At 62.1% G+C, this 25,581-nt stretch carries 26 protein-coding genes; 15 read left to right on the plus strand and 11 right to left on the minus strand.

What is annotated here, in order from left to right; translation table 11 throughout:
- Positions 1-126 precede the first annotated feature (126 nt).
- The 5 genes from VKV28_01370 to VKV28_01390 all read left to right on the plus strand — a co-directional run bounded on the left by VKV28_01370 (position 127) and on the right by VKV28_01390 (position 5,037).
- Complete coding sequence (locus VKV28_01370; protein HLH75431.1) at positions 127-1,128, plus strand: DUF1646 family protein; 1,002 nt, start codon at positions 127-129, stop codon at positions 1,126-1,128.
- Positions 1,129-1,346: 218 nt separating this feature from the next.
- Positions 1,347-2,759 carry a type I glutamate--ammonia ligase gene (glnA, locus tag VKV28_01375; GenBank protein ID HLH75432.1) on the plus strand — a complete coding sequence of 471 codons (1,413 nt, stop codon included), beginning with the start codon at positions 1,347-1,349 and terminating at the stop codon, positions 2,757-2,759.
- Between the two features lie 277 nt (positions 2,760-3,036).
- A complete protein-coding gene (locus VKV28_01380) occupies positions 3,037-3,909 on the plus strand; it encodes a hypothetical protein (protein ID HLH75433.1) in 873 nt (290 codons plus the stop codon).
- Positions 3,902-4,513 (plus strand): chromate transporter, encoded by a 612-nt coding sequence (locus VKV28_01385; GenBank protein ID HLH75434.1) that lies wholly within the window; start codon positions 3,902-3,904, stop codon positions 4,511-4,513. The genes VKV28_01380 and VKV28_01385 overlap by 8 nt, the downstream gene beginning before the upstream one ends.
- Positions 4,513-5,037 carry a chromate transporter gene (locus VKV28_01390; protein ID HLH75435.1) on the plus strand — a complete coding sequence of 175 codons (525 nt, stop codon included), beginning with the start codon at positions 4,513-4,515 and terminating at the stop codon, positions 5,035-5,037. The genes VKV28_01385 and VKV28_01390 overlap by 1 nt, the downstream gene beginning before the upstream one ends.
- A 60-nt stretch (positions 5,038-5,097) precedes the next feature.
- Here the strand turns inward: VKV28_01390 and VKV28_01395 are convergent, their stop codons facing one another.
- From VKV28_01395 to VKV28_01430, 8 genes are all read right to left on the minus strand, one after another.
- On the minus strand, positions 5,098-5,577 hold the full coding sequence (locus VKV28_01395; GenBank protein HLH75436.1) for a (2Fe-2S)-binding protein: 480 nt from the start codon (positions 5,575-5,577) through the stop codon (positions 5,098-5,100).
- A gap of 14 nt (positions 5,578-5,591) precedes the next feature.
- A complete protein-coding gene (locus VKV28_01400; GenBank protein ID HLH75437.1) occupies positions 5,592-6,443 on the minus strand; it encodes a xanthine dehydrogenase family protein subunit M in 852 nt (283 codons plus the stop codon).
- The gene (locus tag VKV28_01405; GenBank protein ID HLH75438.1) at positions 6,440-8,830 is read right to left on the minus strand and encodes a xanthine dehydrogenase family protein molybdopterin-binding subunit; all 2,391 of its coding nucleotides are present in this window, start codon (positions 8,828-8,830) and stop codon (positions 6,440-6,442) included. The genes VKV28_01400 and VKV28_01405 overlap by 4 nt, the downstream gene beginning before the upstream one ends.
- A gap of 176 nt (positions 8,831-9,006) precedes the next feature.
- Positions 9,007-9,477, minus strand: coding sequence for a hypothetical protein (locus VKV28_01410; protein HLH75439.1), 471 nt, complete (start codon positions 9,475-9,477; stop codon positions 9,007-9,009).
- A gap of 26 nt (positions 9,478-9,503) precedes the next feature.
- Positions 9,504-9,962, minus strand: a complete 459-nt coding sequence (locus VKV28_01415; protein ID HLH75440.1) for a hypothetical protein — start codon at positions 9,960-9,962, stop codon at positions 9,504-9,506.
- Positions 9,963-9,996: 34 nt separating this feature from the next.
- A complete protein-coding gene (locus VKV28_01420; GenBank protein ID HLH75441.1) occupies positions 9,997-10,446 on the minus strand; it encodes a hypothetical protein in 450 nt (149 codons plus the stop codon).
- 20 nt (positions 10,447-10,466) lie between these two features.
- Positions 10,467-10,928 (minus strand): hypothetical protein, encoded by a 462-nt coding sequence (locus tag VKV28_01425; GenBank protein ID HLH75442.1) that lies wholly within the window; start codon positions 10,926-10,928, stop codon positions 10,467-10,469.
- Between the two features lie 145 nt (positions 10,929-11,073).
- On the minus strand, positions 11,074-11,940 hold the full coding sequence (locus VKV28_01430) for an alpha/beta hydrolase (GenBank protein ID HLH75443.1): 867 nt from the start codon (positions 11,938-11,940) through the stop codon (positions 11,074-11,076).
- Between the two features lie 495 nt (positions 11,941-12,435).
- Here VKV28_01430 and VKV28_01435 point away from each other — a divergent pair, with 495 nt between their 5' ends.
- From VKV28_01435 to VKV28_01475, 9 genes are all read left to right on the plus strand, one after another.
- Positions 12,436-12,963, plus strand: coding sequence for a VOC family protein (locus VKV28_01435; GenBank protein ID HLH75444.1), 528 nt, complete (start codon positions 12,436-12,438; stop codon positions 12,961-12,963).
- Positions 12,964-13,567: 604 nt separating this feature from the next.
- Positions 13,568-14,254, plus strand: coding sequence for a MotA/TolQ/ExbB proton channel family protein (locus VKV28_01440; protein HLH75445.1), 687 nt, complete (start codon positions 13,568-13,570; stop codon positions 14,252-14,254).
- Positions 14,251-14,649 carry a biopolymer transporter ExbD gene (locus VKV28_01445; protein ID HLH75446.1) on the plus strand — a complete coding sequence of 133 codons (399 nt, stop codon included), beginning with the start codon at positions 14,251-14,253 and terminating at the stop codon, positions 14,647-14,649. Before VKV28_01440 ends, VKV28_01445 begins: the two co-directional genes overlap by 4 nt.
- Positions 14,646-15,386, plus strand: coding sequence for an energy transducer TonB (locus VKV28_01450; protein HLH75447.1), 741 nt, complete (start codon positions 14,646-14,648; stop codon positions 15,384-15,386). The genes VKV28_01445 and VKV28_01450 overlap by 4 nt, the downstream gene beginning before the upstream one ends.
- Positions 15,387-15,688: 302 nt before the next feature.
- A complete protein-coding gene (locus tag VKV28_01455) occupies positions 15,689-17,245 on the plus strand; it encodes a 2-isopropylmalate synthase (GenBank protein ID HLH75448.1) in 1,557 nt (518 codons plus the stop codon).
- A gap of 162 nt (positions 17,246-17,407) precedes the next feature.
- Positions 17,408-18,517, plus strand: a complete 1,110-nt coding sequence (gene leuB, locus VKV28_01460; protein HLH75449.1) for a 3-isopropylmalate dehydrogenase — start codon at positions 17,408-17,410, stop codon at positions 18,515-18,517.
- Complete coding sequence (locus VKV28_01465) at positions 18,517-19,488, plus strand: hypothetical protein (protein ID HLH75450.1); 972 nt, start codon at positions 18,517-18,519, stop codon at positions 19,486-19,488. Before leuB ends, VKV28_01465 begins: the two co-directional genes overlap by 1 nt.
- A 14-nt stretch (positions 19,489-19,502) precedes the next feature.
- A complete protein-coding gene (gene truA, locus VKV28_01470) occupies positions 19,503-20,303 on the plus strand; it encodes a tRNA pseudouridine(38-40) synthase TruA (GenBank protein ID HLH75451.1) in 801 nt (266 codons plus the stop codon).
- 120 nt (positions 20,304-20,423) lie between these two features.
- Positions 20,424-20,744, plus strand: coding sequence for an HU family DNA-binding protein (locus VKV28_01475; GenBank protein HLH75452.1), 321 nt, complete (start codon positions 20,424-20,426; stop codon positions 20,742-20,744).
- Between the two features lie 52 nt (positions 20,745-20,796).
- Here the strand turns inward: VKV28_01475 and VKV28_01480 are convergent, their stop codons facing one another.
- Both VKV28_01480 and VKV28_01485 read right to left on the minus strand, forming a co-directional pair.
- A complete protein-coding gene (locus VKV28_01480) occupies positions 20,797-22,140 on the minus strand; it encodes a replication-associated recombination protein A (protein ID HLH75453.1) in 1,344 nt (447 codons plus the stop codon).
- A gap of 47 nt (positions 22,141-22,187) precedes the next feature.
- Positions 22,188-22,739 (minus strand): HPF/RaiA family ribosome-associated protein, encoded by a 552-nt coding sequence (locus tag VKV28_01485; GenBank protein ID HLH75454.1) that lies wholly within the window; start codon positions 22,737-22,739, stop codon positions 22,188-22,190.
- A gap of 397 nt (positions 22,740-23,136) precedes the next feature.
- On the opposite strand from VKV28_01485, the gene VKV28_01490 reads away from it, so the two are divergent.
- Positions 23,137-23,670, plus strand: coding sequence for a hypothetical protein (locus VKV28_01490; GenBank protein HLH75455.1), 534 nt, complete (start codon positions 23,137-23,139; stop codon positions 23,668-23,670).
- Positions 23,671-23,794: 124 nt separating this feature from the next.
- Here the strand turns inward: VKV28_01490 and VKV28_01495 are convergent, their stop codons facing one another.
- Entirely contained in the window at positions 23,795-25,561 is a 1,767-nt protein-coding gene (locus tag VKV28_01495) for a thiamine pyrophosphate-requiring protein (GenBank protein HLH75456.1), read from the minus strand.
- Between the last annotated feature and the right edge of the window lie 20 nt (positions 25,562-25,581).

A 25,581-nucleotide genomic window follows, 5' to 3' on the forward strand; every position in this document is an offset into this window, starting at 1 on the left:
ATTGTGATTTGCACGTAGGTGGGCTGCCGGCTCAAGAGCATCTCTGCCAGTCCAGAGGGAGCACAACAAGAGCCTGTTGCATGAGCGCTTTGAACCTTGCATCATCAAGCGCCCTGGCGCCGCGATATGAACCCTTGGTTCGCCCTCGCACTGTTGGTGCTCCTGCTGCTCGGTCCGTTGTTGCTGGCCCCGCTGGAACGCAACATTGAATGGTTGTTTCTGAGCCTGGGCATCGTTGCAGCCATCGCGGCGCGTCGCCTGGACCCGCCGCTGATTCTGCACGCCCTGCGCGAGCCCTGGCCGATCAGTTTGACGGTGGTTATCGCGGGAATACTGTTTTCGCGCGGCCAAGCGACCTTGGCCGGCGGCCTCGGCTGGATGGCCAAGCGGGTTCCGCGCGCCGTGCTGGTCGCGCTCCTCACCTTCCTGATCGCGATCTTGGCCAGCGTGGTGACTGCGATCGTGGCGGCGTTGGCCTTTGCCCAGCTAATTCAACTGCTTGGGCTACAGGGGGTTCAGCGCCGCCGTACCGCTGTGGCCGGCTGCTTCGCCATTGCTCTGGGCGCGGCCCTGACCCCACTGGGCGAGCCGCTGGCCACCCTGGCGACCAGCGCCCTCAAGCTGGACATGCTGGGGCTGATGCGCCTGCTAGGGCTGTATCTCCTGCCGGGCGTGCTGGCTTGCGGCTTGCTCGCAGGGCTGTGTGCCGGCCGCGCACAGGAGATTACGAGCGCGCCAGCCAGAGTCGAATCGCTGACCGGCAATATACTCGACGGGGTCAGAATCTACGCCTTCGTGGCCGGGTTGGTGCTGATCGGGGCCGCCTTTGCGCCGCTGGCGGCACCGCGGATGGCGACCTTGTCGCCCAGCCTGCTGTACTGGGGCAATATGATTTCGGCCGCTGCCGATAACGCTACCCTGGTAGCAATCGAGCTCCATGGGCTATCAGCCGCTCGGGCACGTCCGGCCTTGATTGCGCTCTTGGTCTCGGGTGGAATGCTAATCCCGGGCAACGTCCCGAATATCGTCTGTGCAGCCCGGCTTGAACTGGGCAGTCGCGAATGGGCACGGACCGGAATTCCCCTGGGTCTGCTCCTGCTACTGGCTTATTTCGTGGCGATAGGCTGACCCAGCGGCGGTGCCAAATTGGCAGGCAAATGCCTTTGCCGCGGGCAGTCGGCTCCCTTGCTTTCGGGAAAAGAGAGCCCCAAACTGACCAAGTTCAGACTGGATGGTACGGAACGAATTTTGTTATGGTCGCCCCGGTTGCGCTTAGAGGGCAGTGTTCGCGGTTGAAATTTTAATAACTTGCCCCTCGTAAGCGGCAAGAAGGAAGGTTGTATCGGATGACTCCCAAACAAGTATTGGAGATGATCAAGACTAAGGGCGCGGTGATGGTCGATATCAAATTCATCGACCTGCTCGGTCAATGGCAGCATTTCGTGGTGCCGATCAGCGAGTTCCGCGACGAGTCGCCCTTCGAAGAGGGTTTGGGCTTCGACGGCTCCTCGATTCGCGGCTGGCAATCGATCGATTCCAGCGACATGCTGGTGATTCCCGATCCCGATACAGCGGTGATGGAACCCTTTACCAAGGATCCCACGCTTAGCTTGATCTGCACGGTGGAGGATCCGATCACTCGCGCGCCCTACAGTCGCGACCCGCGCAATGTGGCCAAAAAGGCCGAAGCCTATTTGAAGTCCACCGGCATCGGAGACACCGCTTTTTTCGGTCCGGAACCGGAATTTTTCATCTTCAACGGCATCCGTTACGACACCAATCAGCATTCCAGCTACTTCTTCATCGACTCCGCCGAGGGCTTCTGGAACAGCGGCAAAGAGGGCACCAACCTGGGCTACAAGCCGCGCTACAAGGAAGGTTATTTCCCCGTGGCGCCCAACGACAGCCTGGTCGATATCCGCACCGAGATGGTGCTGGAGATGGAAAAGGTCGGCATTCGGGTCGAAAAGCAGCACCACGAGGTTGCCACCGCCGGCCAGGCCGAAATCGACATGCGCTTCCAGAGCCTGCTCAAGATGGCGGACTGGCTGACCTGGTATAAGTACATTTGCAAGAACGTGGCGCTGCGCCACGGTATGACGGTGACCTTCATGCCCAAGCCGATTTTCGGTGACAACGGCTCGGGCATGCACACCCATCAGAGTATCTGGAAGGGCGACAGTCCGCTGTTCGCGGGCTCGGGTTATGCGGGGATGTCGGAAATGGCACTGCATTACATCGCCGGTATCCTGCATCACGCCAAGGCGCTGGCAGCCTTTACCAATCCTGGCACCAATTCCTACCGCCGGCTGGTGCCCGGCTTTGAAGCCCCCATCAACCTGGCCTACTCCAGCCGCAATCGCTCGGCCAGCGTGCGCATCCCGATGTACTCGCCCTCGCCCAAGGCCAAGCGCATAGAGGTGCGCTTCCCCGATCCGACCTGCAACCCCTACCTGGCCTTCTCGGCGATGCTGATGGCGGGGCTGGATGGGATTCAACGCCGGCTGGATCCCGGGCAGCCACTGGACAAGGATATCTACGCTCTCACACCGGCTGAATTGGCCGAAGTTCCCAGCATGCCGGCCTCGCTGGAGGAAGCCCTGAACAACCTCAAGAATGACCACGAGTTTCTGCTCAAGGGCGATGTCTTCACCGCCGACCTGATCGAAACGTGGATTGATTACAAGATGAGCCGCGAAGTGAGCCAAACTCGCCTGCGGCCTCATCCTTACGAGTTCGCGCTTTACTTCGACGCCTAGCACCGCCGAGCCGGCCGCGGAGGAAGTCTCCGCGGCCGGCCCCCTCTCGGTTGTCTTCCCCAGGTCAGGTGGGATTGAAGTCCGCCGGCTTTCATGCAGGGCGCTGTTTTACCCAGCGCGGCAAACCCGCGCGGACGGGTTGCTTTTACGCTCTGCCACGGCGCCGCAGCCAAGCTGGGGGTAGCGAGAGATGCCCGCCGGCCTCGCAATTGCTGGCCCCTGCAGTTGACCACCTCGCCGCTAACCAGTAAAACCCAGCCAACGTGACCGGCTAGGCATGGCGAGAAGCGAATTAAACTTGGCGCCGTCGGCGCCCGATCCGATTCAGTTTCGCGAGTACAAGCTTTTGCTGAAGGCGGAGCGCTTCGCCGGCGAGGACAGCTTCCACGAGTTCTGGCGACTGGTACATCACACCGCCAAAAGCCTGGGCTTGGACAGTAGCAAGCAGTCGCGCGCGCGCGAAAGCCGTATTCGTGAGGTGCTATTTTACGATACCCCGAGCTTTGACCTTTACAATCACCATTTCATCATTCGCAAACGCACCCTCTATCATCACGGCTGGCTGGAGAAGGAGCACCGGGTCGCGATCAAGTTCCGCCATCCCGAGCGCGCGCTGGCCGAAGCCTTGACGATTCGCCCAGCCCAGGCACTGGCCTATCGCATTCGGTTCAAAGAGGAATTGCTGCCGCAGCGCGACCGCATCGGCGGAATGCGCAGCATTTTCTCGCACGCCTGCGTGCTCGATTCGCCGGGGATTAACTGGGCCCGCCCAGCCGGCGAGCTGCAAGCGCTGTTGCCGGTGTTGGCCAACTTGCCGCTCGATCCGCGGGCTCCGGTGGACATCGTCAACCAGCTAGCGATCGAGGAAATTTTCGAAGATATTGGTGAAATCCAGTTCGGCGATAAAGTGGCTGGGGCGGCCACCGTGGCGGTATGGCGTAACCGGGCCACTCAGAGCCCGCTGGTCGGAGAGTTCGCTTTTCAGATCCAGTTTACGCGCCTGGAAGATTTGCCCCGCCGCGCACGCGAGCTGTCGGAGAATTTCTATAAGGCGATGCAGTTAGAGGCCTACGATTGGCTGCATCGCGCCAATACCAAGACCGCGCTGGTCTATCGCCTGGGCGGCGGGGTGGTGACCAACGATGAATGAAGCGGCCGAATCCTCGCCCACGGTGGGCCTGGGTGAGTTGTTCATCCTCTTTCTGATCATCGGCGCGATCAGTTTTGGCGGCGGCGTAGTCGCCTACATGCGCGAGTACTTTGTCCGCAATAAGCAATGGATGGACGACGACGACTTCCTCGACGCGCTGGAGGTCAGTGAAACTCTGCCCGGTCTGAACTCCATCAACATGAGCGTAATCGTCGGTGATCGCCTGCGCGGCATCCCCGGCGCGACGCTGGCCACTTTGGGCATGCTTCTGCCCGGTACTGTCGTGGTGATGACGCTCGGTCTGTTCTACCTGGCTCATCGCCAAAACCCCTACCTCAACCATTTCTTGACGGGGGTCGCAGCCGCCGCGGTAGGCCTGCTCCTGGCCGTAACGATTCAACTGGGCCGCAAGCAGCTCATCCATATTCGCGACCTCTTGCTGGTGGGCGGGACCGTTGCCGCGGTCAGCCTGGCGCGAGTCCAACTCTGGCTGGTGCTGTTGGTAGCCATTCCAATCGCGATCGTGCTCTACCGCCCGCGCCGCCAACCCAAAATAACCACGCGACCCTGGCGCGAGCTGGGCAAACTACATCGACACGACTAATGCTCATCAAGCTGCTTAACCTATTCTGGGTCTTTGCCTTGCTGTCACTACTGGCGGTGGGAGGCGGCACTGCGGTCCTGCCCGAGATGCAATATCGCGTGGTCAATCAGTTTCACTGGCTGACCGATCCGCAGTTTCGCGACGTATACGGCCTGGGTCAGGTCGCACCGGGGCCCAATATGCTGATGGTGCTAGTGATCGGCTATCGGCTGGCCGGGGTTCTGGGAGCGCTGGTGGTAGGCTTGGCCTTCTTTGTCCCCGATTGCATTCTAACCCTCTATGCCAATCGCGCCTGGAACCATTTCAAAGGTTCACCCTGGCGCACCGCCGCCCAGCGCGGCTTGGCGCCAGTGGCGATTGGCCTGATGTTGGCGGGGACCTTCGCGATGGCCAAATTGGCAATCACCAATTACTTCAATTTCGCCGTTGGGCTGGTAGTTTTTCTGCTGCTGAGCTGGCGCCACGTCAACCCTGCCCTGCTAGTACTGGGCGGCGGGGTGGTCTATTTGCTGTTGCGTGGCTGATCCTCGCGCCACCCCAACATGTAACGCCCGATGTGAGGCCGACCTAAAGGAGCGCAAACCTCAGCGCCGATTGCGCAGGGTTAAGGCGGCGGCTTGGATCGCCTTGACGATAAACTGGTAGCCGGTGCAGCGGCACAGATTGCCCGCGATCGCGTGTCGAATCGCGCGCTCGTCGGGATCGGGCTGCTCGCGCAATAATTGCAACGCCGACAACACCATCCCAGGCGTACAGAAGCCGCATTGCAAACCGTGATTGGCGACGAACGCCTCCTGGATGGGATGGAGCTGGCGCGGATCGCTGCTCAACCCCTCGATCGTCGTCACCGCGCAGCCGTCGGCATCGGCGGCCAAGATGCAACATGACTTGACAGTCACGCCGTCAAGGATCACGGTGCAGGCTCCGCAGCTTCCGGTTCCGCATCCAACATGGGTGCCGGTCAGGCGCAGCCGGTCGCGCAGGAAATCCGCCAGGACCATCCGGGTATCGATCTCCAGCCGGTAGGGCTGCTGATTGACGATCAGTTCGATCGCCTGCTTCATAACTCTCCGCTAACTCAAGGCCGGCTTGCAAGAGCCTGCTTGATCGCCCGTTGCGCGCACAGGCGAGCCATCGCGCGCCGATATTGGGCGCTGCCGTTCATGTCGTCGGTGGCATCTTTCGCCGCCGCGTAAGCCGCTTCACCCGCCCGCTCCAAAGCCGCATTATTGATCACACCAGCCAGCGCAGGCGCGACATCGACCATCACCGCGGTGCTACCCACGCCCCCCAATGCCAGGTGAGCCAGGCTAAGATCGGGGGCGAGCAAGGCCGCGACGTTCACGATCGGAAAACTACCCTCGACCCGCTGCAGGCGCAGATAGCTGTGCGCATGATCGGGAGGGATTTTAGGCACTTCGATTTCGATCAAAAGCTCGCCCGCTTGAAGCTCGGTGGAGAACAAACCGGTGAAGTAGTCCTGGGCCGCCACGACGCGCTCGCCTGCGACCCCGCGCAGACGCATTCGCGCGCCGCACACTAGCATCACGGGCGGATAATCGGCGGCCGGGTCGGCATGAGCCAGGCTACCGCCCAATGTGCCGCGGTGACGGACTTGGCGGTCGCCGACGCTGGCCGCAGCTTGCGCCAGCGGCGGGCAATGCAGACGAACCAGGGGATCGCGCTCCACTGTCGCATGGCGGGTCATCGCCCCTATACGCAGACAGTCGCCACCATCGCGCACCTCCTCCAGCCCCTTGAGGTGGTTGAGGCTCACGATCGCTTCGGGCTGCGCCAGCCCCAAGGTCATCAGCGGCACCAAGGTCATGCCACCGGCCAGAGGGCGCGCATTCTCGCCCAACTCGGCGAGCAACTGCAGCGCTTGTTCGAGTTCAACGGGGGCAAAGAACTGAAACTCGCGTCCGATCATCGTGGACTCGCCGCGCGCCGCGCCTGCTCCAGGATATGCCACAGTCGATCGGGGGTGAGCGGGGTCTGCTCCAGGCACAGATTGAGTTCGGGCAGCGCATTTTCCACCGCACTCAGAATGGCACTCAGCGGCGCGCCGATACCCGACTCGCCCACTCCTTTGCATCCCAGCGGATTGAAGGGCCCAGGAGTCTCCTGATGGGCCAGCTCGAATGTCGGTAGATCCATCGCGGTGGGCAGCGTGTAGTTGTAAAAGGTGGTGGTGTTGAGCTGGCCGGCATCGTCGTAAACCAACCGCTCGTAGAGCGCACCGCCGATACCTTGGGCGATCGCGCCGTGCAGATTGCCTTCCGCCAGCAAGGGATTGATGATCGTGCCGGCGTCGTGAACGTAGCAGTAGCGCAGCAGTTTGAGACTTCCGCTGTCGGGATCGACCTCCACCACGCACCCCGCGGCCCCGTCTGGCCAGGAGGGATAATTACTCTGGCCCCCCTGGGGATGCAGTTTGGGCTGGTGATAGACGTTGGCATGGCGAAAATAGCGCGTGGCTTCCAACCCCGGCTCCAGATCGATCGTATAGGGGCCGTAGGAGTTCCGATAAATCTCGCTGGCCAACTGCGCGAAAGTCAAACCGTGGCTGGGGGTGTCAGCGACAAAGATACGACCGCGCTCAGCCGCCAGATCGGTGGGCAGCACCTCCAGCATGCGCGCGGCGACCTTGAACAGCTTGTCGCGGATAGCGCACGCGGCCTCGTAAGCGGCGGCGCCGCCAATTAAAACGCTGCGCGAGCTGTAGTTGCCCAGGCCGAAGGGACAGATCTCGGTATCGCCCTGGACCACGAAAACCCGCTGCAAATCGGCGCCCAGGGTATCGGCCACGATCTGCGCGATGGCGGTTTCATTGCCGCTGCCCGGCGAGGTCACTCCGCTTAGCACCTTGAGGTCGCCGGTGGGCGTCATCCGCACCGTGCAGCCATCGTAACCACTGGTCAGGGCGCCCGGGCGTGCCCCGCCCTCGGGCATCAGTTCGTGCGCAATCCCGATTCCCAACCGGCGTCCCTCGCGCGCAGCTTGCGCCTGCAGGAGCGGGAAATTGTCGTAATCCAACATTTTGAGCAACTTGTCGAGGGTGGCGGGATAATTGCCGCTGTCCAAGACCGCGCCGGTAACTTGAACGTAGGGAAAGGCATTGGGCGCGATGTAATTGCGCCGGCGCACCGCAGCACGATCGCAGCCGCTAGCCGCCGCTACCCGATCCATCACCCGTTCCATCAGGAAGGCGGCATTCTCCTTGCCGAAGCCGCGATAGGCGACCCAAGGACATTTGTTGGTCACCACCCCCTGCATCTCAATCTCGCAGTTGGCAATCTGGTAGGGACCGGGCAGTATCGCCGCCGTGACAAAACCCTGCGCCCACGCCCGCAGCGTACTGGGCGCGCCCAGGTCGGAGAGCAGTTTGATTCGCAGCCCAGTCACCTGGCCGTCCTTTTTATAGGCTGCCTCGTAGCGCATCCGCCCCTCGCGTGCGTGCCCCCCGGCCAGCAGACTTTCGGTGCGTTCTTCCACCCATTTCACCGGCCGCGCCAGATCCATCGCCAGGTAAGCGATCACTACTTCGTCGGGAAACAACGGCATCTTGGCCCCGAACGCACCGCCGACGTCATTGAGGATGACCCGTATATTGGCCTCGGGCAGCTTGAGAATCTCGGCCAGCATGGTGCGAAATTGATGGGGGTGCTGGGTGGAGGCCCAGATCGTGAGCAACCCGCGATAAGGCTCGAAGCTTGCCACGTAGGCGCGCGGTTCGATCGGCGTGCCGACATAGCGATGGGCGCTCAAGCTTCCTGAGACCACGCCGTCGGCGGTCGAGAAGGCCCGATCGACGTCGCCCGCACGATAACTGACCTCGCCCAGCAGGTTGCTGTCCCACTCCGGCTGGACTAACGGAGCGCCGGGTTGCAGCGCCTGCTCGCAATCCACCACCACGGGCAAATCTTCGTATTCGACCTCGATCAGATCGGCGGCTTGACGAGCGCTATACTTGTCGTGCGCCGCGACGACCGCCAGCGGCTCGCCAACATACCGAACCGTGTCGGCGGCCAGAGCGTCAATCGACGCCCGTTTTCCCATGAAATCGGATTCCAGCGGCCCCAGCGCCGCCTTGAGCTCGGCGCCGGTGAGCACTTTGACTACGCCCGTGATCGCCTGCGCCGCGGCGGTGTCAACCCGCAAGATCTTCGCGTGAGCATAGGAGCTGCGGGCAAAGGCCAGATAGAGCATGTTGTCGAAATACAGATCGGCGGCATATTGCCCTTTGCCGGCCACCAGGCGACGGCTGTTGAGGGCGTTCACCCGCGCCCCGATATATCGCGATGCCTGCTGATTCATTCTTTGCGCTCGCACACACGCAGGTTCGAGCTTGCATGCTAGAAAGGACGTGGCGGCGGGTCAAATGTAATGGTCCGAGCGGTCCTACCCGCGCATCGCCCGCGCCGTTGGAATCAGCCGAGAAATGGCCGGGGCAACGCCTCGATCGGGATCGAGTACTCTATGAGGCTTCTCGCCTATTCGTCGAACTGACAGCTGCCCTTGGAAACCCGAGGCGAAGGGGCCTGATTCTGATAGCTTTTGAGAATGGTGCGGACTCCTTTGCCGCCGGGCATCATATACAAATCAAAGGTCAGCAGAGCGCCCGAGGCCGGGCTAACATAGCTCATCGAACCGTGGCCGCTGGCGTTCATCTGGTAGGTACCAGTCACGTTCGGGGTCGTGCTGAAGGTGCCATTGATATTGGCGTAATAGTCAAAGCGGACATGGCCGGCGCCGTCGAAGGTGAGCGGCGAGAGGATCGTGGCTGGGCCGGCGCTGCTCTGAGCCGTGGCCAGAGAAAGCGACTGCCAAATGCAGGTACCTTGCAGCAGCGCATTGGCCGAGTTGGCGGAATTGTTGCTGCTGGAGCCTCCGCAACCGGCCAAAAGCAGTATCGGCACGACCGCGAGCAGCAACCACGCTGGTAAGAAGATTTTACGATCCATCCGCCGCATAGCCTCGCCGCCCATCGCTATTCGGAAAAAATGCACGTCCCGTTGGAAACCCGCGGGGTTACGGTCTGAGTGTTGAAGCCTCGAGTTTGAGTCAGGATGGCTTTGCCCAGCGGGGTAATGAAGAAGTCGGAATCGACCGTGTTTGCCGTGCTGGGATTGACGTACAGCAGCGTGCCGTGGCCATTGGGGTCCACCGTGTAGGTGCCGGCGATAGGCGCCGGCGTGGAAGTGAAGGTCCCGTCGAGATTCACGTCGTGTTGTATGGTGACATGGCCGGCACCGTCGAAGGTCGCCTCGGAAAGCGTAGTGGCTGGCCCGGTTCCCGCTTGAACACCGCTGGTAGTAGTGATCGCCTCGACCTGCCAGATGCAAGTGCCGTTAAGGCTGGCAAGCGAAAAGGTCGGCGTCGCCCCGCCCTTGCCCAGCCACAGGATGGCGGCGGCGATTATCGCGCTATGCATCAGGCCCCTTAACATCCTCGCTCTCGGCACAGGTTTCATTGCCCTTTCTTTAGTCGGCAAAAGTGCATACCCCGGCTCCAACGCGCGGTGTCGCAGGCTCTCCACCGTAGCTTTCGAAGATCGTGCGGAGTACATGGCCGTTGGGGCTGATGCGAAAATCGAAAATCAGGTCCTTGCCCGTGGCCGGGCTGTTATAACTCAGACTGCCGTGCCCGGTTGCATCTATGGTGTAGGTGCCGTTCACATTCGCGGTCGAGCTGAACGTGCCGTTGAGGTTGATATCGTAAGTAAAACTCAGATGGCCGGCACCGTCGAAAGTAAGCGGCGCCAATACGGCAGCCGGCCCAGCATCGTTCTGAATCCCGGCGCTGGTCGGGTAAAACAGCGTATCCCACAAGCATGTGCCGTTGAGACTGGCCACCGAATAGGCGGCCGAGCCCGCACCGCTGCTCGCCATTAAAATCGCGGCCAACACCCCCAGGCCGATCATTCGTCTCATGTCTGCTCCTCCAGGCTGACTCACAGGTCGAATCGGCAAATCCCGTTGCCGACCCGCAGCGCCTGCGCCATCCCCACGTAGGAGCGCAACATCGTGCGGAGGGCGTGCCCCTGCGGCGTGATGAAGAAATCGAAAACCAAGGTGTGACCGCTGGCCGGGCTGGTGTAGTAGAACGTGCCATGCCCGTTGGGATCGACCTGATAGGTGCCTTGCGCGTTGGGAGTGGCGCTGAAGGTGCCGTTGACGTTGGCGTCGTAGTCCAGGCTCATGTTGCCGTTGCCGTCAAAATTGAGCAGCGCCACCACGGACACCGGTCCGGCTTTGACCTGATCGCCGGATGTGGTCGGATAGTACAGGCCCTGCCAGACGCAAGGACCATTCAGGCTGGCATTGGTCGTGCCGGTGCCTGCGCCCGCTCGCGGCAGCCATAACACCGCGATCGCGATCGCCGCCATGCTCAAAGCGAGTCTTCCGAACCTCATTTTTCCTCAAAAATCAAACTTTATTGCTGTTATATCAAACTTTATTGTTGTTATAACGGATCGCTGCAGGCGCAAGCTACCAAACCTGGTCAACTGTAGCAACAACCTGACTAATGTCTTCGCTATGCTTGTGTTCGCCGGAGCGTCATGGGGATGGCTGTCGCGCCGTTTCCGGCGCGAGAAAGTCGAGCAGGGCCTGATTGAACATCAGCGGATTTTGCAAAAAGGCAAAGTGGCTAACTGCGGGCAGAATCAGCTCCCCGGCACCTGGGATGGTCGCAGCGATATGATCGGTATCCCAGCGCTGGATGGCTTCGTCATGGTCGGCATCGACGATCCAGGTTGGGATCCGGATCGAGGCCAGTTGCGCGTCGCTGAAGTGGGGCTGGGTGGCCCACATTGCGGTGATGTTAGCCAAAAACGCTTTGAACTGCGCGGGCGTGGGCGAGAGCTGCGCATATTCGCGCTGGGCCCGCGCGATGAAGGCGGTAAACACCGGGCTTTTGCTTACGTCCTTGACTCCCGCGGGAGTGGAGTTGGCGGCGAAGGCGAACAGCCGCGTCAGGCGCTCGGGATGGTGAATGGCGAGATCCAGGCCGATGATCGCGCCGTCGCTCCAGCCCACGATCGCCGCCCGCCGGATGTGCAGATAGTCCATCAGCCCCAGCACGTCTGAAGCCATCAGTTCGTAGCCGATTGGGGCCTGATTGCGCGTGCTACGGCCATGACCGCGGCTATCCATTACGACGACTTGGTAATGGCGCTCCAGCGCGCGCACCTGCAATCCCCAGTAATTGGCGTTGGCTAGCCCGCCATGCAGCATTATGACCGGTGCGCCATGGCCGAAGACGGCGTACCAGGCGCGGATACCGTTAACTGGCGCAAACCCATAGCGCGCGGCTTTGGGCAAGGTCGGGGTCGGCGGCAGCCGCAGCCACGGGTAGGGAGCCGCGGCCAACGTCGCCGAAGCCATAGCGAGCGCGAACAGGCAGGCCACACCGCGACGCTTCACGTTGGCCAATGCAACGACGGAGATTTTTTGAAGACGCGAATAAATCCGAACACGCTGCTTCTGATAAGCTTCCGCCTGTGCCCCACAATTCCCAATACAAATTTTAATCGTTGTAATCCTAGCAAATTTTTCGCGCAATTCATTTGCGCCGAGGCCGCCGGGCCGGTGCTAAGCGTGCGGGAACTGACTGCAGATCGGGCGTCTGAGTCTGCAGATTGAGCCGGAGGATATCACGCGCGCCGCCAGGCATATGGGCTTTGCGGAATCACCGGTCAGCGCTGCACACGCTGTGGGCTTCGGGCACACTCGCCATCATACCATTGCGATCCTTTCGACCGCCTGCTGATCGCCTAGGCGCTTCATGAACCCGCTTGCTCACCGCCGGCCGCACACTAAGCTGGTGTTCGGATTTGGTGGATGTCCTCGGCTGAGTCATCCAGAGGGCTGCGGTGGTGATTGGAGCGTTGATGTTGTTTAATTCCAGTCGGAGTAAAGATGAATTTTCAGGAGGAGCAAACCATGGCCGGCGCCGAGACCAACAAGATTCGCGGATTGCATCATCACGCCTATCGCACGCGCGATTCCGAGGCGACGCGACGCTTCTATGAAGAGGTGCTGGGGCTGCCGCTTATCGCCTCCTTCATCGAGGACGGAGTGCGCACCGGCAGCGAGCAGCGCTATCTGCACACCTTCTTCGAGATGGGCGACGGCAGTTGTCTAGCCTTCTTCGAAGTGGAGGGCGATACCACCGCCGACGCCCCACCAGCGCCCCTGGGGCACCATGTCGCGCTGGAAGTCGGAGGCGAAGCGGTCTTCGATGAATACCTCGCTCGGGTGCGCCAACATGGTCTAGAACCCCGGGTGATCCATCACGGCTACTGCAAATCGCTCTACATCAACGACCCCAACGGGCTGCGGGTCGAGCTCACCACGCGGGTGCCGGAAACCGCGGCGATCATGGCCCAGGAACGCACCCGCGCCCACGAGCAACTGGAGCAATGGCGAAGCAGCTTGCGCAGATAACGATCGCGGCGCACCTCGTTGCCGAGCAGGGCCCGGCGGGGTAGGCTGAATCAGCGTTTTTGCTTCGCCAAATGTTGCCCCGTCCAGCCACAAAAGTCCCGACCACGCTGGCCCTGCTGATGGCTGCGCTGCTTTTGGGGGCGCAATTGGTGGCTTTGGGGCACTACGATGGGCAACCATCCGGGTCCAGGGCGGCTGCCCAAATCGCCGCCGACGCCGGTTTGTGCCCGCTCTGCCTATTGGCGTTTCATTCGCCCACCAGTTCTGCCCCACCCGTCACGACCGCAGGATGGTTGCGCCAAGGTGAGATCGCCCCCATCCCTCGCCCCGTCTTTCCGCGCCGCCCCGAGCTTGGCTTGGCGCTGACCCGGGCGCCTCCGCTGTCCTAAGCGCCTGTAGCTCTTATCTGCACCGATCGAAGCGCGGCCGGCGACTTTCCGCCGCGGATAACCGTCACCAATCCTGTGACGTAGGGCAGGAGCGAGTGCAAAATGTCAGTTGATACCCAAGCTCAAGAGTACCAATCGGAAGTAAACCAGGGCGTGTACCGTCCAGGCGTCACCCTTTTCGGTGGATTCCAAATTGATTTCAGGGGCGCCGCGCGATGAATGAAGTAAGAGGCGCGTGGGAAGCGTTGCGTCTGGGCGGACCGATGGTCTACCCGCTGCTGGTGCTGGGGATCCTGGCCCTGATCATCATCCTGGACCGCGCCGTGGTCTACGTTCGCTGCCTGCGGCTGCCGGAAGATCTGGCCCGCCTGGTAGAAACCTACGGCTTTTCATGGAGCGAATTGGAAACCCGCCTCCAGCGCCTGGGACCGGCCAATGCTTATGGCCGCTTCCTGTCGGTGATAGCCGAGCATCGCGCCCAGCCCGCGTGGTGGGTCGAATCGCGCGCCAACGACGAGGCCGGGGTGGTGGAAAAGGTCCTTGGTCGCGGCTTGTGGCTGTTGGAAACCGTAGTTACTGCCGCTCCCTTGATGGGCCTGTTCGGGACCATTACAGGCATGATGCAGGCCTTCAACGTAATCGGCGCCGCAGGCTTGGTGGCACCCCACGAGGTCACCGCCGGCGTCGCACAGGCCCTGATCGCGACCGCCCTAGGGCTGCTTATCGCGATCTTGGCCTTGTTCGGCTTCAATCTCTTTTCGCGAATGCAATCGCAGGCCTTGGATCGGATGGAGCGCTTGGGTTCTAAACTTATCGATCACATGCGCTTGGATGAGAATCTGGTCGAGCCTACGGCCACGCATCTGGAGCGGGCTGCCGGTCAGGCCGCGGGTGGACGATGAAAATTCGCCGCTCGCGCACTTACCGCCGCGGCCGCATCGAGATCATTCCCATGATCGACGTGATGTTCTTTTTGTTGGTGACCTTCATGCTCGCTTCGCTTTCGATGCAAACCCTCAACGCGGTAAACGTCAACCTACCCGCCGGCGCGGCGCAAAGCCTGGAGAGCAAGGAACCGGTCACGCTGACGATAACCCAGGATCGCAAGCTGTTCGTGGATAAACTGCCGGTGACGCTGGCGACCCTGGCGGCCGCGCTCAGCGCCCGGCTGGGGGGACAGCAGGCGCTGATCGTCAACGCCGACAGCGAAGCGCCCGACGGCTTGGTAGTCGAGGCGATGCTGGAAGCGCAGCATGCCGGGGTCCAGCACTTTCAAATCGCGGTCAAGCGACAGTGAACGCAACCCTCCATCCGCGGCTACTGGGCGATTTCGACCATCCCTGGCGGCGTTTTCCGGCGATTTTCCTGGTCGCGCTAGCCCTGTGGCTGCTGGTTTTGGCGACTTTCACGCGGGTGTTGCAATGGCGTCCGCCTCCTCCGCCCGTCATGCCGATTGATGCCCGCTTGATCGAACTCCCTCCGGCCGCAGGCCTGCAAGGCGGTCCGGCCGCGGCGGCGCTACCGGCCGCTCATCCAGCGCCCAAGCCCCTGCCAGTGGTCAAGCCCAAGCCGATTGTACATCATCGCTTGGTACACCATCCGATTCATCGCCGAAGAGAGGCCGCACCAGTTCCGTCTAAAAGCGAGCCCGCCCCGACTAATCCGTCGCCAGGAGCCGCGAGTGCTCGACCTGGGTCTGCCAAACCGACCGCTGCCGGCATTGCGGGCGGCAGCGGCGTCGGCCATGGCGCGGGCGTGGGTAGTGATGCCGCGGGGGCGCGGGCGCTCTATGCACCGATGCCGACGATCCCTGACGATCTGCGCGAAAATCCGCTGAACACGGTCGCGATCGCGGCTTTCGAGGTAGGTCCCGATGGCAGCACCCAAGTCCGCCTAATCCAGGCGACCACCCTCCCACGTTTGAACTACATCCTGCTGCAGACCTTGCGCCAGTGGCGGTTTTTCCCCGCGGTCAGAAAGGGTAAGCCGGTGAGCTCCGAATTTCAGGTCCGCATTCCGATCTCGATCCAATAGCCATTTTTGGCGCTAGATGTGGAGTCCTAACAAGCAAAATTCGGGTCGACGACCGCCGCGCGATGGCTTGACTTAGCGCAGGCCTCGTCGGATCATTGACACCATGTTACTGAACCTGCTCCTTACCTTGCTTCTGGGCCTGGGCCTTATTCAGGCCTACGCCGCGGGCGCAACGGAGCGGGGCTGACCAACGGCTCAAGCACTGTGAAACGTCCCCGGCGGCGGGCCCAGCCAAGCCGCCGGGGACGTTTTTTTTGGCCTGGCGCTGGGTTCCCTGCCGGTACAAGACAGGAAATGGCGCGATGACAAACCAACCTGCTGAAGACTACGTCCGAATCTTCGATACCACCCTGCGCGACGGCGAGCAGTCGCCCGGCGCGACCATGAACGTAGGCGAAAAGGTCGCGATCGCCCGCCAGCTCGAGCGCCTGGGCGTGGACGTGATCGAGGCCGGCTTCGCCGCTTCCTCAGAGGGCGATTTTGAATCGGTGCGCAAGGTCGCCGAGGCGGTCAGCCGACCGGTGGTGCTAAGCTTGGCGCGCACCCGCAAGGGCGACATCGAACGTGCCCTGCGTGCGGTGGCCGACGCACGCAACCCAGGGCTTCACCTTTTTTTGGCTACCTCGGATATTCATCTGAAATACAAACTTCAGATGAATCGCGAAGAAGTCCTGACCACGGCGGTGTGGGCGGTGAGCGCCGCGCGTCATCACCTGAGCCATATTGAATTTTCCTGCGAGGATGCCTCGCGCAGCGACTGGGATTATCTGGTCAGCGTGGTGCGCGAGGTAATCGCGGCCGGCGCCACGATTATTAACCTGCCCGACACCACCGGTCACGCGATTCCCGAGGAATACGGGCGGATGTTCGCCTATGTGCGCGCACATGTGCGCGACTGCGACAAGGTTCGCTGGAGCGCCCATTGCCATAACGATTTAGGGCTGGCGGTGGCCAATTCGCTGGCTGCCATCGGCAACGGTGCGCGTCAGATCGAATGCACTATCAATGGCATCGGCGAACGCGCCGGCAACACCGCGATGGAAGAGGTGGCGATGGCGCTTAAGACTCGCCACGATCTCTACGGGGTTCAGACCCGCCTGGACACCCGTCAGATCTACCCCGCCTCTCGTCTGCTCGCGCAGGTCATCGGGCAGATGATACCGGCCAACAAACCGATCGTGGGTGACAACGCCTTTGCTCACGAAGCCGGCATCCACCAGGACGGGGTGCTTAAGCACAAACTGACCTACGAAATCATGCGTCCCGAGGAGATTGGTATCCCTTCCAATAAGCTGGTCTTGGGCAAACATTCGGGTCGCCACGCCTTCACGGATCGACTCAAGCAGCTGGGAGTTGACACTCAGACGCTCGACCTCAACAAGGCATTCGCCGACTTCAAAGCCCTGTGTGATAAAAAAAAGGTGGTGTACGACGACGATATCCTGGCATTGGTGACCGAGGAAACCCGGCGCGGCGCGGAGTACTACGAACTTTTGGAACTCTTCGCGCAAGCGGGCAAGGGTGCGGCGCCGCAGGCCGAGGTCAAGTTGAGAGTGGGCGGCGAGGAAAGGACGGGCAGCGCCAGCGGCGACGGCATGGTGGATGCCTGCTATAAGGCGATCTATCAAGTGGCCGGGATCCAACCGCAACTCGAACGCTACGCGGTCAAGGCTATCACCGGCGGCACCGACGCCTTGGGCGAGGTCAGTTGCTTGCTGCGCCAAGGCGACCTGACGGCGGCGGGCCAGGGCGCCCACAGCGATATCGTGCAGGCTAGCGCGCTAGCCCTGGTCAATGCCCTCAACCGCTTGCGCCTGGGCAGCCGAATCCACCCACAAATTTCCGAGCCGGGGCCGTAATCAGGGCAAAAGCTTGCCGTACCCACAGGGTTGGGGTAGTCGTAGCGGATACTGCGATGGAGGGTGATCGATAAGCGCTGCCAGAATTCCTTCGCCACGGCGCGGCTGCTTTTCCCAACCGTGATCGAATAGCGAACGAAGTTCAACCTTGTCGTCTAACAGATGGCTTACAACATACTGGTGTTAAGGGGCGACGGTATCGGACCCGAAGTCGTCGCCGAAGCGTTACAGATTCTCAAGACCGTAGCCCGGCAGTCGGCGCTGGAGCTGGAGTTTCACGACGCGTTGGCGGGCGGGGCCTCGCTGGACGCCCACGGGGTACCACTGCGCGAGGACGTACTGAAAGCCGCCCGCGACAGCGATGCGGTCTTGCTCGGCGCGGTAGGCGGCCCAAAGTGGGACAATCCCAATTCCGAGCAGCGGCCCGAGCAGGCCTTGCTCGCGCTGCGTAAGGGGCTCAATCTGTACGCCAACCTGCGGCCGATTAAACCGATTCGCGAGTTGATCCCGGCCTCGCCACTGAAGCCCGAAATAATTAACAACGTCGATCTGGTGGTGGTGCGCGAATTAACCAGCGGCCTGTACTTCGGCCAGCCTAGCGAACGGCGCACGGGCGCAGCCGGCCGCGAGGCAGTCGATACCCTGTACTACAACGAGCAGGAAATAGCCCAGGTGGTGCGCTTCAGCTTCGAACTGGCGCGTACGCGACGCAAGCGGCTGACTTCGGTGGATAAAGCCAACATCCTGTCCACCTCGCGGCTATGGCGCGAAGTGACCACGGAAATCGCACGGGATTTTTCCGACGTGACACTTGAGCACGTGCTGGTGGATTCGATGTCGATGCATCTCATCCGCCGGCCTCGCGACTTCGACGTGGTGGTCACGGAAAACATGTTCGGCGATATCCTCACCGACGAAGCCTCGATGCTGGCGGGCTCGATGGGTCTGCTGCCCTCGGCCTCGCTGGGCGAAGAGACCAACAGTGCCGGCTTTCGCCAGGGGCTGTACGAACCCATTCACGGCACCGCTCCCGACATTGCTGGGCGCGATAAAGCCAATCCGCTGGCGGCGATCCTGTCGGCCGCGATGTTGCTGGAGCATTCACTAGGGCTGCGCTCGGAGGCCGAACGCATCGCGCAGGCGGTCGAGGCGGTGGTACGCGAAGGTTACCGCACTCCGGATATCGCCGCGCCCGGAACCAAGCCAGTGGGTTGCAAAGCAATGGGCCGGTTGGTACGCGAGCGAATCGAGAACCAGGAAGCGGGGGCCTGATGGCACCGCAGGGCGAGGCTGGCCGGCGTTTGGCTGTGGTGGGTGCCTCGGGTTCGTTGGGCACCCAACTGTTGGAGCTGATTGAAGAGCGCGCCCTGCCCTATCGCGAACTGGCACTGTATCGGGCCGAACCGCTTGGCGAGGACAGCGTTCAAGTGGCGGGCACCCATCATCGCTTGCAAAAGCTTGAGTCGGGTGCCGAACTGTCCGACTTCGATCTGGTCTTCCTGGCCACACCGCGCGCCGCCGCACAGCAGTTGGCGGGCGACATCGCGGGTCCGGTAGTGATCGACCTGAGTTCCCACGAACTGCCCCCCGCAGCCGCGCCATTGCTGGCGCCGGGCTTTGTCGCACGCGAGCAAGTACGCACACTGGCGGCGCGAAAGCTGGTCCACGTCCCACATCCTGTCGCCTTAGCCCTAGCCACTATTTGGCGCGCGCTTGAACAACCTTCGTTTCTTTCGGCTACAGCGCTACTTAGTGCCTCGGTGCGAGGCCGCGACACGGTCAAGGACCTAGTCCAGCAATCGGCCGATTTACTCAACGGACGGCTGGATCTGGCCGACAGCGAAGTTCAGTTCGGTTTCAACGCCTCGCCCTTCGGCACTCCCGCACTGGCAGGTGCTTTGCTGGCGCAAACCGCTCGGCTATTGGGGTCGCCGCCCGCGCTCGCCCTGCACTTGGTACGCATTCCGATTTTGCACGGGGTGGGGCTGGCGGTCACCGCGCCGCCGGATACTGACGTCCGCGCCTGGCCGCAGCGGCTGCGCGCGGCGGCGGGCGTGTTGCTGGTCGAAGAAGAGCCAGCCCTGTCGGTGATCGATGCGATCGGACAGGAAGCCCTCCTGGTAAGCCTGCATCCAGCCGCCAGCGGACCGGGTTTGTGGTGTGTGATGGACAACGCTCGCAGCGCCGCCCTGACCGCCTTGTGGATCGCCGAATGCCTGTCGGCGGCCGAACCGCTGCATTAGATGTCGCGCCTCTTATGCGGATCCGGCTCGTCCTTGAGTACGACGGTACCGCTTATTGCGGCTGGCAGCTCCAGCGCCCGGGCGAAGACTCGATTCAAGCCCGGCTGGAGGCCGCACTGGCCCAGCTGTTTGGCCAACCGATTCGAGTGAGCGGAGCGGGACGCACCGACGCCGGCGTGCACGCCTTGGGTCAGGTCGCGGCCTTCGACGCGCCCCGTCAATGCGAAAGCGCGGAAGTGGCACGCGCGCTCAACGCCTTACTGCCAGCGGATATCTGCGTGCGCGAAGTTCATCCTGCCGCCCCTAACTTCGATCCGCGCCGCCACGCCTGGCTGCGGATCTACGAATACCGCATTCTCAATCAGCCCACCCGCTCGGTCTTTGATTATCGCTATACCTGGCATATCCGCGAGCCCTTGGACGTGACCGCGATGGCGGCCGCGGCGCGGCAGTTCATCGGCGAGCACGACTTCGCTGCCTTCCGCACCCAGGGCACCCCGGTTCGCGCCACGGTGCGGCGAATTTACCTTAGCCAATGGAGCGTCGATGGCAGCCGGCTAAGTTATCGGATCGAGGGCAGCAGCTTTTTGCGCCACATGGTTCGCACCCTGGTGGCTACGATGGTCCAGATCGGTCGCCATCGGTTGGGACTGGCGGAACTGCAAGCGCTGCTGCGCTCGGGGACACGCGCCCAGGCGCCAGCCGCGGCACCGGCGAGCGGCCTGTTTTTGATTGGCGTGCGCTACGGACTCAATCCTGGCGGGGGATATGAGCGAGCCTCATCTCGAACGCCTTGGGGCTCATGCGCGGATTGACGCCAACAGCGGAAATTCCCCGCCCAGCGGCCTGAAATCGATGCATCTCCGCTTGAAATTTTTTTTCCGCCCGCTACTCTCGAAGAGTGGATCTCGCAGTGAGAATCCGCAAGGAGGAGGATGATGACGCAGTCGCAGGTAGCAACTTATCTTTCCGATAAAGTCGGAATCTCCAAGAAAGAGGCCAAAAGCGCGCTGGAGGAGCTGACCGGCCTGGTCGTGCGCGAGCTCAAGCGCGAGGGCGCATTGCGGCTGGCGGGGTTGGGAATTTTCCGCAAGCGCAAGACCAAGGCCCGGATTGGACGCAATCCCGCAACTGGCCAGCAGATCAAAATCCCCGCGCGCACGCGGTTGCGCTTCGCGCCGGCCAAGGCGCTCAAGGACGCGGTCCTGGGCGCAAGCGTCAGCAAGACGGCAACCGCCAGCAAGGCGGCGCGCTAACCGTTTTTACGCCGAGCCGGGCCCTGGGTCCCGGCTCGGCGCCGCGCTCGCTTTACTCCTTGGTCGCCGCGGCGCGCCGCGCTCGAACCCATTCCTGCAGTTCGCGAATTCGCACCTCGTACCCGCGCTCCGAAGGCTCGTAGTAGCGCCGGCCGCGCAATTGCTCGGGCAGGTAATCTTGAGCGGCTACCGCGCCTTCGTAATTGTGCGGATAGCGATAATCCGCGCCGTAGCCCAGCTCGCGCATCAGAGGCGTGGGTGCGTTGCGCAGAGTCATTGGGACAGGCAGCGTGCCGTAACTTTTGACGTCGACGCGCGCCGCTCCCAGGGCTCGGTAGGACGCGTTGGATTTGGGGGCGGTGGCCAGATAGGTCACGCCCTGGGCCAGTGAAATGGCGGCTTCCGGCAAACCCACGAAATCCACCGCTTCCTTGACCGCTAAGGCCACGCTGAGCGCGCGTGGATCGGCGTTGCCCACGTCTTCAGAGGCGAAAATCACCATCCGCCGGGCCACGAACAGGGGTTCCTCGCCCGCCTCCAGCATCCGCATCATCCAATAAAGGGCAGCGTCAGGGTCGCTGCCGCGCATGCTCTTGATAAAGGCAGAAATCAGGTTGTAATGCTCTTCGCCAGCGCGGTCGTAGCGCAGCCCCTTATGCTGATTGGCCTCGCGCACCTGGAGCTGGGTAATCACCGCCTGCCGCGCTTGCTTGGCTAGTCCCGCCGCCAGCTCCACTGTGTTGAGCGCCTTACGGGCGTCGCCCTGGGCCAGATCCACCAACTCTCGCAGCGCCGGCGGCTCCAGGGTCAAATCCAAAGCACCCAAACCGCGCTCACGGTCGGTCAGCGCGCGTTCCACGATGCGGACCAAAGCTTCCTCGCCTAGAGGATGGAGCACCAGCACTCTGGTGCGCGAGAGCAGGGGCGCGATCAGCTCGAAAGAGGGGTTCTCGGTGGTCGCGCCAATCAGGGTGATCAGCCCACTTTCGACGTGGGGTAGAAAGGCGTCCTGTTGAGCCTTGTTCCAACGATGAATCTCGTCGACGAATAGCACCGTGGCGCGGCCAGCGGCCGCTAGTTCGCGGCGCGCCATTTCGATGGCATCGCGCAACTCTGCGACCCCGGTCAGTACCGCCGACAGCGACTGGAAGCACGCACCAGATTGAGCGGCGAGCAGGTTGGCAAGCGTGGTTTTGCCGCTGCCCGGTGGTCCCCACAGGATGATGGAGGGCAGGGTCTTGGCCGCCGCCATTTCGCTGAGCAGTTTTCCCGGTCCGATCAGGTGTTCCTGCCCAACCAGCTCACCAAGCTCGCGCGGCCGCATCCGCTCGGCCAGCGGCCTAGCCGGGGAGGGGATGGGAAACAAACTATCCTGCGCGGATTTGCGCGACCTCACCCAAGCCAGGCTAGCACATTGGGCGCAGCCCGCTAAATCGCGCCCACTCAGACCGTACGCAAAGCGCCGCTTTCGCTGACGTACACAGTGCTGGCTTGCGGGCCGTTGTCGCCGGTCTCCTCGCTGAACCAAACCCGGGCCCCGGGTCGCAGGCTATCGAAATCGCCGTCCATCACGCTGTTGCGATGGAAGTAAACTTCGCGGCCGTCAGCGGCGCTAATGAAGCCGTAGCCTTGCGGCAGCACGCGCGCGACAACACCGCGCGGTGGTCCGTCGTGGGTCTTAATCTCGCGCGCCTGCAGACGCGAGTACTCCACCAATTGCCGATGTATCGCCTCGAAAGCCTCACGCACGGCGATTGCTAAACTCTCGCCGCTGCGATGACTGGAGGCCAGCTCCCGCCCGGGCACCACCAGGTCGATGCGTACGTTGAAGGGGCCACCTTTGCGATGATGATGTACGGGGGCTTCGACACTGACTCGAGCGCCGATGATGTTGTCACAGAGGTGATCTAGCTTGGCGGCACGATGGCGAATGGCACTCTTGATAGCTTGCGTCAAGTGAAAACCCGGACCGGAAAGCTGCAACGGTGTTTGCATTTACTCCCACTCCATGCCCGGTAGTCCATGCCACGCCCCGGCGCCCCTGATGAAAATTATTGACTCGCGGGCGAGAGCGGTCCATCAACCTTCGCGATCGGTACGCTAAGCTTTTTAAGCGGGGGAATAGTATCGCATAAAAAGCCGTTACCTTTCGACAACGGCTTTACCAACTTTTTTTGCTCCGATGAATTGCTTCTTCGGAGACTGGCTAAGTTGGAAACCTCCATTCAATCTACACTGACGCCGCTGCTATGGCAGCAGTTTTTTTTCCAGGACGGCTTGTAGCGCTTTGCCATGACATCGCAAGCCCGGCTGTTCCAAGCGGCTCCATCCCGGCTGTACGGCTGGGCGGCACGATGCTACAAGCGGGCTATCTGAAGAAGGAGCACTCCCGATGTCGCGGTTGAAAATTATCACCCCCGAGCAGATGACCCCTGAGCAGCACGCCGCTTATGCCGAAGCGGTGGCGGCTGGCACCCCCAACGGGACGACTGGCGGACCCTACACCGCTTGGATTCGAACCCCCCAGTTCATGCGTTTGCATCGCGAGACTGGCCATTACCTGCAGCACAACTCGCTGTCACCGCGAGTGCGCCAACTCGTGGTGCTGCGAACCATCAAATACTGGGATGCAAAATTTCCCTGGGTGGCGCAGGTCCGCGCCTCGCTTAAAGTCGGTCTGGAACAAGCGACGATCGATGCCATAGGGCAGGGGCACACTCCCGCGCTCGCCTCCGCGCAAGAGGCCAGCGCGCTCAAATTCTGCGCCGAGCTGCTGGAGACCAAGCAGCTCAGCGAGGCAACCTACAAGGAAACGCTGGCGCTCTTCGGAGAAGCGGGGGTGGTCGACCTGGTATCGACCATCGGTTCGTTTTGCCTGACCTCGTTGACCGCGATCGCCTTTGCGATCGACCCGCCCAAAGAGTGAAGCCTAAGCCGTGGGCGGCGCAGTCGTGACAACTGCGCCGCGCCGCTAAAACGCAGCAAGATCGAAGTCTTCGAGGTCCTCACGTTGCAGTCAGTATCATTCGTCGCATTTTCCGTTGAATAGCTCAGTCGGCGCGCAACAGGCGCGGCAGCCACACCGAGATGACTGCGGGCCGTCCGGCGCGGGTTTCCTTCAGCCCGCGGCGCAGGGCCGGTCCGACCTCGGCAGGATCGCGCACAGTTTCGCCGTAAGCACCGGCGGCTTGCGCTTCTTTAGCGTAATCGATCGGCGGGTTAAAATAGCCGCCTTCAAAATCGGCCTTGGCCGCATAGCTGTCTTGGAAAGTTGCGTTGACCAGCGCGGTCCCGGTGCTGTAGCTGCGGTTGTTGAAAATGACCGTCATGAAGGGGGCACGATGGTGCGCGGCGGCCCACAGTGCCGCCGTCGGCGTGCCGAACATGTAAAAGCCGTCGCCGCACACCGCGATTACATCGCGATCGGGAGCGGCTATCTTGGCACCCAGCGCGGCGCCGGTGGCCCACCCGCCGCAGCTTGCCGGATTACTGAAATAGGAGCCGGCGCGCGCCAAGCGCAAGTAGTGATGGGGCTTGGAGGAGACGGTCTCGTCCATCACGATACAGTTGTCGTCGGCCACCTGCCCCAATTGATAGCACAGCCACAGCGGATCGATCGGCTGCTTTGCGGCGCGCGACTGCGCGTCGCGCTCCAGATGCTCCCAGCGCCGGCGCGAAGTCTCGGCCCAGCGCGTACTGCGTTCGGCGATGCGCCGGCTGTCCGCGGGTGTTAGCAGCTTGCGTGCCGCACTTTCGATCTCGCCCAGCGCCAGCAGCGTGTCGGCGGTCAGGCGTAAATCGGCGGTGAACTCGTAGGTCGCGATCCGCGGTCGCACCGGATCGACATCCACCACAGCCACATAAGCGTCGTCGCTAGGAGCGTCGGGCCCTGGAATCCAGGGGACGTAGGCTTCCAACACTACCACCACGTCAGCCTCTTTGAGGCTGGCGGGACCCTGGTAGAGGGGATGGTTCATGGGGAAGTTGTGGTGACCGCGCCAAGCCGCGTCGACCACCGCGATGCCCAGCAATTCGCACAGCGTCACCAGCGCCGCTTCGGTAGCCGGATGACGCCCCGAGCGACCCACCACCACCATCGGATTGCGCGCGCTCACCAGCCGCTCGGCAATTTCACGGACTCCGGCCGGATCGGCCGCGGGCGGGCGGGCGACCGCGAGTTGGTCGGCGGTAGGAAAGCGCGCTCCCTTCAAGTCCATCAGAGCGATCTCGCGCGGTACGGCCAGGTACACAGGGCCGCTGGGCTCGCTGCGCGCCACCTGCAAGGCGCGGCTGATGATCAGTCCTGGATTATCCTGAAACTCCAAGCGATGGTCCCATTTGACGTACTGGCGCACGATTCCGCCCTGATCAAAGGTCTGCTGCAGCCACAAATGGCCACCGTCGCGCGCCCCGCGCAGCGTACCCGGATAGGAGGTGGGCGGCGCACCCGCCGTGATCAGGATCGGCTGCCCGCTCCACAGCGCCGTGTGGATCGCACCGCCGTAGTGCTGCGTGCCCACATCGACGTGAACCGCGGTAGCGGTAGGCTTGCCGCTGACCTGAGCGTAACCAATGGCGGCGTTCAAGCAGACGTTCTCGTGAGTCAGGGTGACCAGTCGGGGAGTAGGCCAGCCCTTGGCCCGAGCCTTGGCGATCGCCTCCTGGTAAAAGCCAATTTCGGTGCCGGAGACAAAAAAGAACTGCTCGATTCCGCCCAGCGCCATGGCGGTCACCAGGGCATCCCCCACGCACTCTGCCGGCACTTCGGCCCAAGTCCCGGGATGCTCGGCACTATCCGGCTGCTTTCTTACTGCCATGACCGTTCTCCTTGACTCAA

The sequence above is a fragment of the Candidatus Binataceae bacterium genome, from assembly GCA_035294265.1.
Taxonomy (GTDB): domain Bacteria; phylum Desulfobacterota; class Binatia; order Binatales; family Binataceae; genus DATGLK01.

Coding starts and splice junctions, on each gene's coding strand:
- VKV28_01475 (HLH75452.1), top strand. CDS start 20,424: ATGATGACGCAGTCGCAGGTAGCAACTTATCTTTCCGATAAAGTCGGA.
- VKV28_01385 (HLH75434.1), top strand. CDS start 3,902: ATGAATGAAGCGGCCGAATCCTCGCCCACGGTGGGCCTGGGTGAGTTG.
- VKV28_01485 (HLH75454.1), bottom strand. CDS start 22,739: ATGCAAACACCGTTGCAGCTTTCCGGTCCGGGTTTTCACTTGACGCAA.
- truA (HLH75451.1), top strand. CDS start 19,503: ATGCGGATCCGGCTCGTCCTTGAGTACGACGGTACCGCTTATTGCGGC.
- VKV28_01435 (HLH75444.1), top strand. CDS start 12,436: ATGAATTTTCAGGAGGAGCAAACCATGGCCGGCGCCGAGACCAACAAG.
- VKV28_01370 (HLH75431.1), top strand. CDS start 127: ATGAACCCTTGGTTCGCCCTCGCACTGTTGGTGCTCCTGCTGCTCGGT.
- VKV28_01420 (HLH75441.1), bottom strand. CDS start 10,446: ATGAGACGAATGATCGGCCTGGGGGTGTTGGCCGCGATTTTAATGGCG.
- VKV28_01400 (HLH75437.1), bottom strand. CDS start 6,443: ATGATCGGACGCGAGTTTCAGTTCTTTGCCCCCGTTGAACTCGAACAA.
- VKV28_01410 (HLH75439.1), bottom strand. CDS start 9,477: ATGGATCGTAAAATCTTCTTACCAGCGTGGTTGCTGCTCGCGGTCGTG.
- VKV28_01390 (HLH75435.1), top strand. CDS start 4,513: ATGCTCATCAAGCTGCTTAACCTATTCTGGGTCTTTGCCTTGCTGTCA.
- VKV28_01415 (HLH75440.1), bottom strand. CDS start 9,962: ATGTTAAGGGGCCTGATGCATAGCGCGATAATCGCCGCCGCCATCCTG.
- leuB (HLH75449.1), top strand. CDS start 17,408: ATGGCTTACAACATACTGGTGTTAAGGGGCGACGGTATCGGACCCGAA.
- VKV28_01495 (HLH75456.1), bottom strand. CDS start 25,561: ATGGCAGTAAGAAAGCAGCCGGATAGTGCCGAGCATCCCGGGACTTGG.
- VKV28_01405 (HLH75438.1), bottom strand. CDS start 8,830: ATGAATCAGCAGGCATCGCGATATATCGGGGCGCGGGTGAACGCCCTC.
- VKV28_01380 (HLH75433.1), top strand. CDS start 3,037: ATGGCGAGAAGCGAATTAAACTTGGCGCCGTCGGCGCCCGATCCGATT.
- VKV28_01425 (HLH75442.1), bottom strand. CDS start 10,928: ATGAGGTTCGGAAGACTCGCTTTGAGCATGGCGGCGATCGCGATCGCG.
- glnA (HLH75432.1), top strand. CDS start 1,347: ATGACTCCCAAACAAGTATTGGAGATGATCAAGACTAAGGGCGCGGTG.
- VKV28_01455 (HLH75448.1), top strand. CDS start 15,689: ATGACAAACCAACCTGCTGAAGACTACGTCCGAATCTTCGATACCACC.
- VKV28_01445 (HLH75446.1), top strand. CDS start 14,251: ATGAAAATTCGCCGCTCGCGCACTTACCGCCGCGGCCGCATCGAGATC.
- VKV28_01490 (HLH75455.1), top strand. CDS start 23,137: ATGTCGCGGTTGAAAATTATCACCCCCGAGCAGATGACCCCTGAGCAG.
- VKV28_01465 (HLH75450.1), top strand. CDS start 18,517: ATGGCACCGCAGGGCGAGGCTGGCCGGCGTTTGGCTGTGGTGGGTGCC.
- VKV28_01395 (HLH75436.1), bottom strand. CDS start 5,577: ATGAAGCAGGCGATCGAACTGATCGTCAATCAGCAGCCCTACCGGCTG.
- VKV28_01440 (HLH75445.1), top strand. CDS start 13,568: ATGAATGAAGTAAGAGGCGCGTGGGAAGCGTTGCGTCTGGGCGGACCG.